The following is a 15,581-nucleotide window of genomic DNA, read 5'->3' on the forward strand; positions in this document are numbered from 1 at the left end:
AGGAAAATATGATCACAAGAGAACAGGCGCTTGAATTCGCCCATGCCTGGGTGAACGCGTGGAACAGCCACAACCTCGGAGAAGTGCTTTCCCATTATACCGAGGATTTTGAAATGAGCAGTCCCTTCATCAAGCAGATGGGCATAGCGGATTCCGGCACCCTCAAAGGCAAGCAGGCTGTGGCGGACTACTGGAGCAAGGCCATGGTTAAATATCCTGATCTTCATTTTGAACTGAAGGAAGTGTTTTCCTGCATCCAGACCATCATCATTTATTACAACAGTATTGCCGGCAAAAAGGCGGCGGAATTCTTTGAGCTGAATGCGGATGGAAAAGTGTTCCGGGCGATGGGCCATTACGATTAAAACAACAATAACACATTTAGTGGCACATCATTTGGGCAGGAAAAGAATAACTTAGATTTTGACCATTCTCGCCCATGGGAACTAACATGAACAGCCCGTACACAGATCAACCGGTTCCAGAGAACTCAGCGTACGCGGAAATTATCCAGAAACTGTATGCCGCCGTCTATTCCACAGATGCCAACGGACTTATTACCTATTACAATCAGGCAGCAGCGGAGCTTTGGGGCCGCGAGCCCGAGATCGGGAAGGATCTCTGGTGCGGCTCCTGGAAGATATTTGACGCTCACGGCGCACCAATGCCGCTGGATAATTGCCCGATGGCCATTACGCTCCGCGAAGGACGCGAGGTGAAGGGTGTGGAGATCATTGTGGAACGGCCGGACGGCAGCCGCCGGAATGTGGCGCCTTTTCCACGCCCGGTTTTTGATGAAAAAGGTATCCTCACGGGCGCGGTAAACATGTTGGTGGATATTACAGACCTCCGGCAGGCTGACGCAATGCTGCGAAGCAACGAAGAAAAATCCCGCAACCGGGTAGCCGCGCTCGAAAAACATGAAGAGAACTCCCGCATGCTGGTGGCTTCCCTCGAAAAAAGCGAGGAAGACTCCCGCCAGCGGTTGGCCTCACTGGAGAAAAGTGCGGAAGAGCAAACCGAAGAACTGCTCCGCAGGAATATGGAATTAAAAAAAAGCGAGGAGCGCTACCATAAAATGATCGAGGAAGTAGAGGACTATGCTATCCTGCTGATGAGCAGGGAAGGGCTTATTCTGAACTGGAACAAAGGCGCGGAGAAGATCAAAGGTTACCGCGAAGATGAGATCATCGGCAAACACTTCAGCATATTTTACCTGCCGGAAGACCGGGAGCAACTGCTGCCCTGGAAACTGATGGCCGCCGCGGAAACCTACGGCAAGGCCATGCAGGAAGGCTGGCGCGTGAGGAAGAACGGCACCCGCTTCTGGGGCAGCATCGTGATCACCGCGCTGCACAACGATATGGGAGACATCATCGGCTTTTCGAAAGTAACGCGCGACCTGACCGAGAAAAAAAATGCGGAAGACAAGATCAGGAAATACGCCGCCGAGCTGGAATTCCAGAACAGGGAGCTGGAGCAATTCGCCTACGCCGCGGCCCACGACATGAAGGAGCCCCTGCGGAAGATCCGGTTCTACAACAATTATATCATCGAAAACTCCGCCCATCTGCCGGAAAAGATGCAGGAATTCCTTCAACGCTCCATCGGCGCTGCGGCACGCATGCAACAGCTGATAGACGACCTGCTCACGTATTCAAAAGCCTCCTCATTCTCCCAGGACCTGACGCTGGTGAACCTGAACGACATCGTGAGCACCGTGCTGCTGGCGCATCACGATTCCATTGAAAGAACAGGCGCGGTGATCGAATGCGGGCAGCTGCCGGTGATCAAAGCCATGCCTTACCAGTTCAACCAGCTCTTCGAAAACCTCATCAGCAATTCTCTCAAATACTATCACCCTGAGCGCGAACCGCGGATCAGGATCGCCGCGAGCCTCGTGCCCGGCTCAGAATTAAAGGATATCAAAGAAGTGGAGGGAACTTATCACAAGATCACGGTAACAGACAATGGGATAGGGTTCGATACTTCGTATTCGGGAAAAATATTCGACCTGTTCCAGCGCCTGCACGACGATCCGAATTATTCGGGAACGGGCATCGGGCTGGCCATCTGCAAAAAGATCGTACAGAATCACCAGGGATTTATCAGGGCCAGCAGCCTGCCTCACGAGGGCGCCGAGTTCGCGGTGTATATTCCCGGCACGGATTACTGACGCCGTTTTTCGAGGGCCTTTTCGCAGAGAAAAAGCACGCGGTCCACGATGTTGCTCAGCTCGCCTACCTGCGAGGGTTTCACAAAATATTCGAGGGCGCCTTTTTCGAGGCATGACCGCACATGCTCCGGCTGGTTGGACGTGCTCCACACTACTTTGGGAATAGCTTTCAACCTCGGCTGAACCCGTATGCGTTCCAATACTTCCACGGCATTGAACACGGGCATTTTATAATCAAGGATGATAAAACAGGGCAATTCGTTATCGGCGCAGCTCTCCAGGTATTCCACGGCCTGCTGCCCGTTATTCGCCATGTGCATTTTTATAGCCGGGTCAGCTTCCAGCATGGCTTCTTCCAGCATTTCCTGGTCTTCGGGATCATCGTCTGCCAACAAAAAAACCTTCGGGTAGATCATCATTTCTTAATACGGGCATTTACTATTGCTAATGTAATGCAAATCAAACCACTTTCAAAGCTCCTGCCGGCCTTCCTCTTAAGAAATGCGGCATTTAGCCGCTTCGTGCAGATCGTCCATTGGAAACCATGAATGGAACAACAGTAATACCCGCCGATATCCGTAACTTACAGTACACTACATCTTCAGCCCCGGCCCTGGTCCCCAACAGGCTTTATTTTCTATAAAACACTGAAAATCAGACTATGGAAACGAACAACGACAAAACGATCCTGTTTGTGACAGGCGCTTTCGTGACCCACCATTGCTGGGACGAATGGAAGGTTTATTTTGAAAACCTCGGTTATAAAACGATTGCCCCGGCGTGGCCCTTCAAAGACGGCTACGCGGCGGAACTGCGCGCACGCCAGCCGGACGATGTTGACCTGGCATTGCTCACGCTCACCGAAGTGATAGATTCTTACGCGAAGGTGGCGGCGGGCATCCCGGGGAAACCATACATCATAGGGCATTCGCTGGGCGGGATGATGACGCAGGTGCTCAACAACCGCGGGCTGGCAAGGGCGGCGGTGGCTATTCACTCCGTGCCCACGCTGGGCGTGTTCCCTTATGAATTCTCTTTCCTGAAAGCCGGCTGGAAAAGCCTGGGATTGTTCACTTCGCTGAAAAAGACCTACCTCATGTCTTTCAAAGACTGGCAGTATGCGTTCGTGAATGGGATGCCGCTGGACCAGCAGCAGAAAGCCTGGGAGCAGTTCACCGTACCCGAATCCAAGACCGTGGCCCGCGGTGGCCTCACCAGCGCGGCGAAAGTGGATTACAATAAACCGCATGCCCCGATGCTGTTCACGGCCGGCAGCGAAGACAATATCATTCCCGCGCACCTCAACCGCCGGAATTTCAACCGGTATAAAAAGAACGGCTCCGTGCTGGAATACAAAGAATTCCCCGGCCGCAACCATTTTGTACTCGGCCAGCCCGGCTGGGAGGGCGATGCGAAGTATGTGGCGGACTGGATCGCGAAATACTGATACTGCTTATGAAACATACAATCCTTATCGCCCGCGGGCGGTAGGGATTTTTTTATTGCAGGATGATCTAAGATTGTTTTTCCGGTATGCCGATGATGAACGTAGTGCCATGGTCTACCTCGCTGGTAGCGGTGATGGTGCCGTTGTGATGTTCCATGATCTTTTTGCAGATGGAAAGGCCTATGCCTGTGCCTTCAATTTCATGGTAGCTGTGCAGCCGCTTGAACACGGCGAAAATATCTTCCAGGTAGCGGTTGTCTATCCCGATGCCGTTGTCTGCCACGAATATCTGGTAGTGTGGCGTGTTCTCTGCCTCCGGCGATCTGCGCGCGTAGATGTGCACCACCGGCACCACGTTCTTTTTCCTGAACTTGATGGCATTGCTGATCAGGTTGTTGAATACCTGGCGGATCATGGTGGGGATCACGGGGATGCAGGGCAGCGGGTCTACCTGGATGCTGGCCTGGTTGCTTTGTATGGCGATCTCCAGTTCGGATACAGCTTCCTTTACGATTTCATTGAGGTCTGCCGTTACATAGTCGCGGCCCTGGGCGGAGTGGCGGGAGAAGCGCAGCAGGTCGTCTACCAGCTGCTGCATGCGCTGCGCTGCGTCGCCTATTTTGGAGATGTAACGGTCCATGTCCTGGGCGCCGTCTTTTTTGGTGCTGATGAGGTCTGTGAACACCCTGATCTTTCGCAGCGGTTCCTGCAGGTCATGCGAAGCCACGTAGGCAAAGCGGTCCAGCTCCTCGTTCACTTTCTTGAGATGGATATTGCTGCGGTTCAGCTGACGGTTCAGCTCCAGCACTTTCATTTCGGAGGCTTCCCTGTCTTCTATTTCCTTTTGCAGCAGCGCGTTGGCCTGCAGCAGGTTCTTTTCCTGTTCCCGCAGGGAATGCGTTTTTTGGTACAGCTCTACGAACAATCCCACTTTGATGCGCAGCAGCTGAGGGTTCAGCGGTTTATGGATAAAGTCTACCGCGCCAACGTTGTAGCCTTTATATATGGCTTCTTCCTCATGGCTGTGCGCGGTAATGAAAATGATGGGAATATTCTTCAGCTTTTCGCGCTGGTAGATGAGCGAGGCGGTCTCAAACCCGTTCATGTCGGGCATCTGCACATCCATGAGGATGAGGGAGAAATCGGTATCCTGCAGCAATGCTTTCAGCGCGGCCCTGCCGGAGGACGCTTTTACGATGGCATAGTTCTCCTTTTCGAGAATGGTCTCGATAGACAGGAGATTATCCTGCCGGTCGTCTACGATCAATATTTTTGCGTCTTTGTTCATGTCCGGGTTAAAATTTATCTGTAAAGCCAAACCCGCATGAGCGATAATAACTGGTCGATCTTCAGCGGCTTCGTGATATAATCCGAAGCGCCGGCCTCCAGGCATTTTTCCCTGTCTCCCTTCATGGCCTTGGCGGTAACGGCAATGATGGGCAATGCGCTGTTCTTATGTTCGCGCCTGATCTTCTGCATCGTTTCGTAGCCGTCCATTTCCGGCATCATGATATCCATCAGCACGATGTCTATATGTTCTTTTTCGCTGAGTATGTTCATGGCTTCCTGGCCGCTTTCCGCGGTAATAGTATTGATGTGGTACCGCTCGAATGCCGTGGTGAGGGCAAAGAGGTTGCGCACGTCGTCGTCTACCACCAGCACATTCTTGCTGCTCAGCACATCTTTCTGCGAACGCAGGTCTTCTATCAGCTTCCGTTTTTCTTCGGGCAACGCGTGGTGATTGATGTGCAGCTGCAGGATGGTCTCTTCCAGCAGCAGGTCCAGCGAATTCACGTCTTTGAGCAGGATCTTGTTGGCGTATTGTTTGAGTTTCGATTTTTCCGCATTGGTGAAATCTTTGGCGGAGTAAACGATCAGCGGCGTGGTGTTTTGCCGGTTGGAAGCCTGTATGGTAGCGAAAAGATCGGAGCCGTCCACATCGGGCAGCATGTAATCTGCAATGATGCAGTCGTAGGTGTTGGTGCTCAGCCTTTCCAACGCGCGCTGGCCGTCTTCCACGAAATCGAGGTCTATCAGCTCGCCGTTTTCCAGTATCCTGGCGATCTGCGATGCATCCGGCTGGTTGTCTTCCACCACCAGCACGCGTTTCTTTTTCTGCTCATGCTGCTCCAGCACTTTTTTGAAAAGCACGGTAAGGGCTTCGGCCTTGAGCGGTTTGAGGTTGAAGCTGCGCGCGCCGCGCTGCATGGCCAGCAGGCGGTTCTCTTCGCCGGAAATGAGGTGGATGGGGATGTGACGCAGGTTCACATCGTTCTTGAAGAGGTCCAGGATGCGCCAGCCGCTGGCATCGGGCAGTTTTACGTCCAGGGTTACGGCAATGGGATTGTATTTGTTGGTGAGGTCGAACACTTCGCCGAAGCTGACGGCCACTACGGCTTTGAGCCCCATCTCATGCGCTTTTTCCTGCATGATCTTGGCGAAGCGCACATCGTCTTCGATGATGAGCACCACTTTATCGCCATCGATGATGTTGTTGCGGTCGTCGCCGATCTCGTTGATGATCTCGTTGAGGCCTTCCAGGTCTTTGGTCTCGGCAGGTTTCACGCTTGCCTCGAAAGGATGGAAAGCAGGGTTGCGCGGCCTTTCTTTGCGTACAATAGTTTGGCTGTTGAGCAATGGCAGGAAGAGCGTAAAAGTGCTGCCCATGCCGGTTTCGCTGACCAGCTCGATGGACCCGCCCAGGAGGTCGGCCAGGCCGCGGCTGATGGAAAGGCCGAGGCCCGTGCCGCCGTATTTGCGGCTGGTGGAGCCTTCCGCCTGCTGGAAGGCTTCGAAGATGATGTTCTGTTTGTCTTTCGAAATGCCGATGCCGGTATCGCGTATCTCGAATGCGACCACCTGCCCGGCGGTTTCGAGGCTGTCGTTGGGTATTTTCCAGTTGTGGTCAGCCATGTATACCCGCAGCTTCACTTCGCCTTTTTCGGTGAACTTGAAAGCGTTGGACAGGAGGTTCTTCAAGATCTGGTTCAGCCGCTGCACGTCGGTTTCCAGCATCTGCGGCAGCCTGTCGTCCAGCTCAATGCCGAAGCGCAGGCTCTTGCTTTCGGAGATATGTTTGAAGGTGGTTTCCACGAAAGTGATCACTTCCTGGAAACGTACTTTGATGAAGTCTGTGGAGATGTAGCCGGACTCGATCTTCGAGAGGTCCAGGATGTCGTTGATCAGCTGGATGAGGTCGTCGCCGCAGCTGTGGATGGTTTTGGCGTAGCGCACCTGCTTGTCGTTCAGGTTGCCGTCGCTGTTTTCGTAAAGCTGCTGTGCGAGTATCAGCAGGGAGTTGAGCGGTGTACGCAGCTCGTGGCTCATATTGGCGAGGAACTCGGATTTGTATTTGGAGGTGAGCTGCAGCTGCGCGGCTTTTTCTTCGAGCGATTTGCGGGCTTCTTCCACTTCCTTGTTCTTTTCTTCCACTTCGTTCTTCTGTTTCACGAGCAGGTGCGCCTTATCCTGCAATTCTTCGTTCGCCTTGCGCAGCTCGTCCGCCAGCGACTGCGATTGCGCCAGCAGGTCTTCCGTGCGGGAGCTGGCTTCGATGGTGTTCAGCACGATGCCGATAGATTCGGTGAGCTGGCTCAGGAAGTCCAGGTGGGTTTCGCTGAAGGGATCGAAAGAAGCGAGTTCTATGACGGCTTTGGTTTGTGACTCGAACAGCACGGGCAGCACGATGAGGTTCAGCGGCGGCGCGGCGCCGAGGCCGGAGCTTATTTTGATGTAGTCTCCCGGCACGCTGGTGAGCAGGATGCGCTCTTTGTCTACCGCGCACTGGCCTACCAAACCCTGTCCCAGCGCAAACTCCCGTGTGGTGTGCGATTCTTCGCCGAAGGCGTAGGAGGCGTGCAGCTTGAGTTTGGGCAGGGCTGCATTTTCGTCCTGCTTCAGTACGTAGAACATGCCTTTCTGCACGTTCACCACCCGGGCCAGCTCCGTCAGGATGCGGTTGGTTACCGTATGCAGGTCTTTCTGGCCCTGCAGCATCTGTGTGAAGGTGGCGAGGTTGGATTTGAGCCAGTCCTGCTCCTGGTTCAGCTGCGTGGTTTCTTTCAGGTTGGCGATCATCTGGTTGATGGTGTCTTTCAACTGCTCCACTTCGCCTTTTGCTTCCACGCGGATCATTTGCGTGAGGTCGCCTTTGGTTACGGCGGAGGCTACGGCTGAAATGGCGCGCACCTGCGTGGTGAGGTTTTCCGCTAACTGGTTCACGTTCTCTGTCAGGTTCTTCCAGATGCCGGATGCGCCTGGTACGCTGGATTGTCCGCCCAGCCTGCCTTCTACGCCCACTTCGCGGGCCACGGTGGTCACCTGGTCTGCAAACACGGCCAGGGTATCGATCATTTCGTTGATGGTTTCGGTGAGCTGTGCCACCTCGCCACGGGAAACGATGGACAATTTTTGTTTGAGATTACCGGTGGCCACGGCTGTCACCACCTTGGCGATGCCCCGCACCTGGTTGGTGAGGTTGGAGGCCATCATGTTCACGGAGTCGGTGAGGTCTTTCCAGGTGCCGGCCACGCCCTGCACTTCGGCCTGGCCGCCGAGCTTGCCTTCCGTGCCCACTTCACGCGCCACGCGCGTTACTTCGTAGGCAAAAGAGTTGAGCTGGTCCACCATGGTGTTGATGGTATTCTTAAGGTCGAATATTTCGCCCTTTACGTCGATGGTCACTTTTTTGGAAAGGTCGCCGGAGGCCACGGCCTTGGTTACTTCGGCGATGTTGCGCACCTGCGAGGTGAGGTTGCCGGTCATGTTGTTCACGGAATCGGTGAGGTCTTTCCAGGTGCCGGCTACGCCCGGCACAAAGGCCTGGCCGCCGAGCTTGCCGTCTGTGCCCACTTCGCGCGCCACGCGGGTCACTTCGGAGGCGAATGCGCGCAGCTGGTCCACCATAGTGTTGAGCGTTTCTTTGAGCTGGAGTATCTCGCCGCGCACGTCTACGGTGATCTTCCGGCTCATGTCCCCGTTTGCCACGGCAATGGCCACGTCTGCAATGTTGCGCACCTGGGCGGTGAGGTTGCCGGCCATCATGTTCACGGAATCGGTGAGATCTTTCCAGGTGCCGCCTACGCCGGGCACGTTCGCCTGGCCGCCGAGCTTTCCTTCGGTGCCCACTTCGCGCGCCACACGGGTTACTTCGGAGGCGAATGCGCGGAGCTGCTCCACCATGGTGTTGATGGTATTCTTCAGTTCAAGGATCTCCCCGGCCACGTCCACTTCAATTTTCCTGGACAGGTCGCCGTTGGCCACGGCGGTGGTCACCTCGGCGATGTTGCGTACCTGCGAGGTAAGGTTGGAAGCCATGATGTTCACGGAATCGGTGAGGTCTTTCCAGAGGCCTTCTACGCCGGGCACGCTGGCCTGGCCGCCGAGCTTTCCTTCGGAACCCACTTCCCGCGCCACCCTGAACACTTCGGAGCCGAAAGAGTTCAGCTGGTCCACCATGGTGTTGATGGTATTTTTCAGTTCCAGTATCTCTCCTTTTACATCCACGGTGATCTTGCGCGACAGGTCGCCTTTTGCCACGGCGGTGGTCACTTCTGCGATGTTGCGCACCTGGGCTGTGAGGTTGGATCCCATCTGGTTCACGGAATCGGTGAGGTCTTTCCAGGTGCCGCCCACGCCCTGCACTTTGGCCTGGCCGCCGAGCTTGCCTTCGGTACCTACTTCCAGGGCCACGCGGGTTACTTCGGAGGCGAATGAATTGAGCTGGTCCACCATGGTGTTGATGGTCTTTTTCAATTCAGCGATCTCGCCTGCCACATCCACGGTGATCTTTTTGGAGAGGTCACCGTTGGCCACGGCGGTGGTTACTTCGGCGATGTTGCGCACCTGCGCGGTGAGGTTGGACCCCATCTGGTTCACGGAATCGGTAAGGTCTTTCCAGGTGCCGCCCACGCCCTGCACTTTGGCCTGTCCGCCGAGCTTTCCTTCGGTACCCACTTCCAGGGCCACGCGGGTTACTTCGGAGGCGAATGAATTGAGCTGGTCCACCATGGTGTTGATGGTCTTTTTCAATTCAGCGATCTCGCCTGCCACATCCACGGTGATCTTTTTGGAGAGGTCACCGTTGGCCACGGCGGTGGTTACTTCGGCGATGTTGCGCACCTGCGCGGTGAGGTTGGACCCCATCTGGTTCACGGAATCGGTAAGGTCTTTCCAGGTGCCGCCCACGCCCTGCACTTTGGCCTGTCCGCCGAGCTTTCCTTCGGTACCCACTTCCAGGGCCACGCGGGTTACTTCGGAGGCGAATGAATTGAGCTGGTCCACCATGGTGTTGATGGTGTTTTTCAGCTCCAGTATCTCTCCTTTTACATCCACCGTGATCTTGCGTGAAAGATCGCCTTTGGCCACGGCGGTGGTTACGTCGGCAATGTTGCGCACCTGGGCGGTGAGGTTGCCGGCCATCTGGTTCACGGATTCGGTAAGGTCTTTCCACACGCCGCCCACGCCTTTCACGGTGGCCTGGCCGCCGAGCTTTCCTTCGGAACCTACCTCACGTGCCACGCGCGTCACTTCGGAGGAGAAGGAATTGAGCTGGTCCACCATGGTGTTGATGGTATTTTTCAGTTCGAGGATCTCGCCTTTTACGTCTACGGTTATCTTACGGGAAAGGTCGCCGCGCGCCACGGCGGTGGTCACTTCGGCGATGTTGCGCACCTGGCCGGTAAGGTTGGAGGCCATCTGGTTTACGGAGTCGGTGAGGTCTTTCCAGGTGCCGGCCACGCCTTTTACTTCGGCCTGGCCGCCGAGCTTGCCGTCTGTTCCCACTTCACGCGCCACGCGGGTTACTTCGGAGGAGAAGGAATTGAGCTGGTCCACCATGGTGTTGATGGTGTCTTTCAGTTCGAGTATTTCCCCCTGCACATCTGCCGTGATCTTCTTGGAAAGGTCGCCTTTTGCCACGGCGGTGGTTACGTCCGCGATATTACGCACCTGGGCCGTGAGGTTGCCGGCCATGAGGTTCACGGAATCGGTGAGGTCTTTCCAAACGCCCGCCACATCCTTCACTTTGGCCTGGCCGCCGAGTTTTCCTTCGGAGCCTACTTCGCGGGCCACGCGGGTTACTTCCATGGAAAAGGCGTTGAGCTGCTTCACCATGCCGTTCACTTCGGTGGCAATGCGGGCAAATTCACCCTGGAGCAGGCTGCCTTCTATCTGCAGGGTCATTTCCCTGGAAAGATCGCCTTTGGCCACGGAACTGATCACATGGGCTATTTCGATAGTGGGGTGCACCAGGTCGGAGATGAGGGTGTTGATGGAGCCGGCTGCGGTGTTCCAGGAGCCCCTGGCGGTGCGGGGCATCATCACGCGGTGGTTCAGCTTGCCCTGTTTGCCGATGGTGTTGCGCGCCAGGTGCAGCTCATCCACCAGGGTTTCGTTCAGGGAAATGATCTCGTTCATCACGTCGCAGATCTTGCCGCTGAGCCCCGTTTTATCCGCCGGCATACGCGCCGCAAAATTCCCGTTCCTCACCTCGGTCAGCACCCGGAGGAGCTGGCTGGGATCGAGCGAATCGTGACCGTTTGTAGAAGTAGGCTGAGGAATTTTCTCCACACTTCGGGTTTTGGGGACGGTAGGCTCCCCGGTTTTTTTCCGTGTGTTCATTGTAAAGGAATTAGCGCGTATAGGTCGATATTATTTTATGAGCATGCATATACGGGTTTCGCAATGTCGAAACAAGTGTTACTTTTGTGCGTCAACCATATTCAATCCTTGCATATATGCAATTTCCAGGCCACGCAACTAAGTTCATCGTTCTCGCTGAAGACGACCAGGACGACCAGGAGATGTTGCAATTCGCCTTCCGGGAAGTAGACCCGCAGATGCGGCTCGTTTGCATGCCTAATGGCAAAACATTCATGGCCTGGCTGGAAAAGCAGCCTGACGAAGGCTTACCGTCCCTGATCGTATTGGATTACAACCTGCCTGAGCTGAACGGCGCGGAGATCATGCAGTTGCTGGCGCCCGACGAACGGCTCAGGGACATTCCCAAGATCATCTGGAGCACTTCCAATTCCCCCGTTTTCCGTTCCATTTGCCTGGAACTGGGCGCAAAGGATTACATCGCCAAACCCAGCGACCTGGCCTCGTACCTCGCCATTGCCCGGCATATCCTGTCTTTTCTCTGAATCTTTTTCTATTTTGAGGGTATTAATACCTGTTCATGAAGAAGGTTATCAGCCTGTTATTCATTTTAGTACTCCCTTGCGCGTTATATTCCCAGGAGCGTAAGCCCGACCGAAAACTGGAAAAGGCGCTTGCCGCCATGATAAGCGAATTCAAAGGCACTGCCGGCGTGTATGTGCTGCATGTGCCCAGCGGGCGCTACGCCGCGGTGAACGCCGATACCATATTCCCCACCGCCAGCATCGTGAAAGTGCCGTTGCTGGCAGGCCTGTTCAGCAAAATAGATAAAGGGGAGCTGCAATGGCACCAGCCGCTGGTATACCGTGATTCCGCGAAGTACGGCGGGTCGGGGCTGATGCAATTTTTCAAAGACAGCTCAGAAACCGAAGTGAGCGTGCTGGCCGCATTGATGATGGCTTACAGCGACAATACCACTTCGCTCTGGAACCAGTCGCTGGCGGGCGGCGGCGCGGCGGTGAATGCATTGCTGGAACAATACGGCCTGAAAGATACGCGCGTGAATTCCCGTACGCCGGGGCGCGAAGAGAACCGGAAAGTATTCGGCTGGGGGCAAACCACCCCGCGTGAAATGAGTATGCTGCTGAAGATCAGGAGGGGAGAAGTAGTGAGCAAAAGCGCCAGCGAAAGGATGTACCGGCTGATGACGAAAGGATATTATGACGACCAGGCCGTTTCCGAAGTGCCGCCTTACGTGCAGGTGGCGGCCAAAACCGGCTCGGTGAACGAATCGCGGTCTGAGCTGGCCATGGTGAATGCGCCGCATGGCGATTACGTTTTTTATGTGGGCACGAAAGGCATCAAAGACCAGCGCTGGGAGGCAGACAACGAGGCCGTTCAGCTGATCCGCAAGGTAAGCGCCTATCTTTGGGCGCATTTTGAACCCCGGAGCGGCTGGAAACCTTCCTGGGATGTTTTGAAAAAATAACCGGCATGCCCGAGATCATCACTTTGCATAACGTACAAAAAAGTTACCAGGACTTCCCGGTACTGGATATCCCGCGGCTGGAGCTGCCGTCCGGCATTTACTGGATGCAGGGGGAGAACGGCGCGGGGAAAACCACCTGCATGAAGGTGATGGCCGGTCTCATCCCTTTCAAAGGAGAGATCACGCTTCACGGCAACGTGAGCAGCCGCAGCCACCCCGTGCAGTTCCGGCGGATGATCAATTATGCTGAAGCCGAACCTTTGTACCCTTCTTTCCTGACCGGCCGCGACCTGCTGGAGCTGTACCTTGGCACGAAAGGCGGCGACCGGAAGCACATTCGTGAGTTAGGCGAACGTTTAGGCGTGAACGTTTACATGCATAACGCGGTGAGCACTTATTCCAGCGGGATGCTGAAGAAATTATCGCTGCTGCTGGCCTTTACCGGCAATCCCGCGCTGGTATTACTCGACGAGCCGCTGATCACGATCGATGCGCAGGCGCTGGCCGTGCTGTATGACCTGGTGAGGATGCATCATGCAAAAGGCGTTACTTTCTGCATTACTTCCCACCAGCCGCTGGACCGGTCGGAACTGCCGGTGAGCGGCACTTTGCGGGTGGCGGATAAGACCATAAAATTATTGTGATGCGCGCAGTGGCGGCGATATTACAAAAGATATTCGTGCAGCGTTTCTACATCCAGAACACGCTTTTTTTTCTCGTGCTTTTTTATCTCCTCTTCGGCGTAGTAGATGGCGGCAGCCTGTTGAGCTACCATCGTTCCCTGATGCTGGGCTTCCTGGGCAGCGCGCGCTTCCTGGCCGTGGTACTGGTTTTGTGGGCCTTGTATGCATTGAAGTGCGCGGGTTTTGTGCTGAAAGTAATGCAGACGCAGGGTTTTGAATTCCTTTATCCCACTTTGGGCAGCGTGGAAAAACCGGCACGCCTGCGGCTATGGCTGCTGGTCCATACTGGCATTTATATGCCCGTGCTGGTATATTCCGGTATTGCGGTAGTGCTGGGCATTGTGCACCAGTTTTTCCTGCCTGCGCTGCTGATCATCGTTTTTAATCTCCTCATGCTGGCCTGGCCGCTGGTGGTATACGAGCGCAAGCTCCACCATCCTGATGTCACTTTCTTTACCGGGCATTTGCAGCGCTGGCTGAACCGGCGTTTCACCAAGCCGCCCGTGCTTTATTTTATTTACGAACTGCTCACCAATTACCCGCGCCGCATCCTGGGCGTAAAGCTGGCCTGCGCGGGCCTTTTGTGGCTTACGTTTTACCTGCTGCGGCAAACCGGCGGCTTCGACATCAGGGGGCTGCTGCTGGGCGTTATGCTCTGCGTGATCGCGCACGGGCAGCTGATGATGCATCACCGCAGCTTCGACGATACCTATCTTGCCTTCCTGCGCCAGCTGCCGCAGCCGCTGTGGCGGCATTACCTGCGCCTGGCGGGCATTTACATCCTCCTTTTCCTTCCCGAAATGGTGATCATGGCGGCGAATAAAACTCCGTATCCCGCGCTGCTCACCTGTTTTGCGCTGGCCGTTTCCATGCTGCTGCTCTTCCGCTGCCTGCTTTATTTCCCGAAAATGAACGCGGAAATACACATGCGGTATGTGCTGCTGGCCTGTTTCGTGGTGCTGTTCATGATGCTGGGAGGTTATGCCTGGCTGGCCGTGGCGGTGATGCTGCCGGCCTCGGCAGCGCTGTTCTTCTCCCTTTTCCGCCGGTATGAAACATATGTAGAACCGGGATCATAGCATCAACGGTTTATATGTGTGTCAAAAAAAGTGCGCATAAATACTTTTTCTTGATAAATTTGTTGCAGACCAACTTGAATTTATTCCATTGTCTATAGGTATGCAATCAGAGAAGGAGTTGCTGCAGCTCGCAGCAGGTGGAAATGAATTGGCATTTACCAGGCTTTTCCACGGATATAAATACAAATTATACGGTTTTGTTTTCAGGCTCACCGGTTCTCATGCTTCAGCGGAAGATGTGGTGCAGGATATTTTTGAGAAGTTGTGGAAAGACCGGGAACTGCTGCAGCAGGTGGAAAGCTTCAGCAGCTACGTGTTCCGCATGGCGCAAAACCAGGCGCTCAATGGGTTTAAACGCATGGCCCGCGAAGTGGTGATCCTGAAACAGCTTGCTGAGGCCCCGGCTAACACTGCCTCCACCCCGCAGGGCCACCTGGCGCTGAAAGAAACGCAGGAACGTCTTCACAACGCCATCCAGCAATTGCCGCCCCAGCAAAAGATGGTATTCCTGCTCAGCCGCGAAGAAGGCATCAAACATGAAGAAATTGCCCGGCGGCTGCACATCACCACCGGTACGGTCAAAAATCACATGATCCAGGCGCTGCGCACCCTGCGCAAACACATGCAGCAATATCCCAACTCGCTGGATACCATGTACCTGCTGGCGCTGCTGCCATTTTTGGACAGGTGATTTTATTTTTTTCGATCCCCTTTGTCCCCCTGCCTTCTGATAGGATATTACCCGACATCAAGTCCGGATCAAGTCCGCGTCGCCTCCACTTGTCCTGGGCCTCTCCAAGTCCGGCCCTGGCTGATTTTCGGTGGTTTGACAGGCATGCCCAGGTAAAAGATAAAATACTATCATATTGTCGATCAACAAAGCCCGTCATTGCGAGGAGCAGCAAGGAATTCTTTGCGGCTGGAAGCGCGACGAAGCAATCTCCAAACATAGGGTGTATCCATTCAACGCAGGAGATTACTTCGTCGTCCCTCCCGCTTTGGCGCTGCTACTCCTCGCAATGACGGGTTTTTCGCTTCGTCACTCTCTCTCCGCCTGCTTGGGTTTTTCCCTTTATTTAAATTTTTTTTCAACCTGACTATGCCTGTT

At 54.8% G+C, this 15,581-nt stretch carries 11 protein-coding genes; 8 read left to right on the plus strand and 3 right to left on the minus strand.

From position 1 onward, the window contains the following. Nucleotides 1-8 precede the first annotated feature (8 nt). Nucleotides 9-365 carry a nuclear transport factor 2 family protein gene (locus R3I13_RS09035; protein WP_346317602.1) on the plus strand — a complete coding sequence of 119 codons (357 nt, stop codon included), beginning with the start codon at nucleotides 9-11 and terminating at the stop codon, nucleotides 363-365. A 74-nt stretch (nucleotides 366-439) separates the two neighbouring features. Then, complete coding sequence (locus R3I13_RS09040) at nucleotides 440-2,176, plus strand: PAS domain S-box protein (protein WP_346317603.1); 1,737 nt, start codon at nucleotides 440-442, stop codon at nucleotides 2,174-2,176. On the opposite strand, the gene R3I13_RS09045 is transcribed toward R3I13_RS09040, so the two are convergent. Further along, complete coding sequence (locus tag R3I13_RS09045) at nucleotides 2,170-2,595, minus strand: response regulator (RefSeq protein WP_346317604.1); 426 nt, start codon at nucleotides 2,593-2,595, stop codon at nucleotides 2,170-2,172. The genes R3I13_RS09040 and R3I13_RS09045 overlap by 7 nt on opposite strands. A 242-nt stretch (nucleotides 2,596-2,837) precedes the next feature. Between R3I13_RS09045 and R3I13_RS09050 the strand changes: the two genes are divergently transcribed. Then, nucleotides 2,838-3,623 carry an alpha/beta hydrolase gene (locus tag R3I13_RS09050; RefSeq protein ID WP_346317605.1) on the plus strand — a complete coding sequence of 262 codons (786 nt, stop codon included), beginning with the start codon at nucleotides 2,838-2,840 and terminating at the stop codon, nucleotides 3,621-3,623. A gap of 67 nt (nucleotides 3,624-3,690) precedes the next feature. Here the strand turns inward: R3I13_RS09050 and R3I13_RS09055 are convergent, their stop codons facing one another. Both R3I13_RS09055 and R3I13_RS09060 read right to left on the minus strand, forming a co-directional pair. Then, the gene (locus R3I13_RS09055; protein ID WP_346317606.1) at nucleotides 3,691-4,911 is read right to left on the minus strand and encodes a response regulator; all 1,221 of its coding nucleotides are present in this window, start codon (nucleotides 4,909-4,911) and stop codon (nucleotides 3,691-3,693) included. A gap of 14 nt (nucleotides 4,912-4,925) precedes the next feature. Then, nucleotides 4,926-11,192, minus strand: a complete 6,267-nt coding sequence (locus tag R3I13_RS09060; protein WP_346317607.1) for a HAMP domain-containing protein — start codon at nucleotides 11,190-11,192, stop codon at nucleotides 4,926-4,928. Between the two features lie 167 nt (nucleotides 11,193-11,359). On the opposite strand from R3I13_RS09060, the gene R3I13_RS09065 reads away from it, so the two are divergent. The 5 genes from R3I13_RS09065 to R3I13_RS09085 all read left to right on the plus strand — a co-directional run bounded on the left by R3I13_RS09065 (nucleotide 11,360) and on the right by R3I13_RS09085 (nucleotide 15,164). After that, nucleotides 11,360-11,767 (plus strand): response regulator, encoded by a 408-nt coding sequence (locus tag R3I13_RS09065; protein WP_346317608.1) that lies wholly within the window; start codon nucleotides 11,360-11,362, stop codon nucleotides 11,765-11,767. 35 nt (nucleotides 11,768-11,802) lie between these two features. Beyond that, a complete protein-coding gene (locus R3I13_RS09070) occupies nucleotides 11,803-12,711 on the plus strand; it encodes a serine hydrolase (protein WP_346317609.1) in 909 nt (302 codons plus the stop codon). Between the two features lie 5 nt (nucleotides 12,712-12,716). After that, on the plus strand, nucleotides 12,717-13,355 hold the full coding sequence (locus tag R3I13_RS09075; protein ID WP_346317610.1) for an ABC transporter ATP-binding protein: 639 nt from the start codon (nucleotides 12,717-12,719) through the stop codon (nucleotides 13,353-13,355). Then, nucleotides 13,355-14,473: a hypothetical protein gene (locus R3I13_RS09080; protein WP_346317611.1), complete on the plus strand. Its 1,119-nt coding sequence runs from the start codon at nucleotides 13,355-13,357 to the stop codon at nucleotides 14,471-14,473. The genes R3I13_RS09075 and R3I13_RS09080 overlap by 1 nt, the downstream gene beginning before the upstream one ends. A gap of 100 nt (nucleotides 14,474-14,573) precedes the next feature. Continuing rightward, on the plus strand, nucleotides 14,574-15,164 hold the full coding sequence (locus R3I13_RS09085; RefSeq protein WP_346317612.1) for an RNA polymerase sigma-70 factor: 591 nt from the start codon (nucleotides 14,574-14,576) through the stop codon (nucleotides 15,162-15,164). Nucleotides 15,165-15,581 lie beyond the last annotated feature (417 nt).

Origin of the sequence: Chitinophaga sp. YIM B06452 (assembly GCF_039655965.1) — a bacterium.
In the GTDB taxonomy this organism is placed as follows: Bacteria; Bacteroidota; Bacteroidia; order Chitinophagales; family Chitinophagaceae; genus Chitinophaga.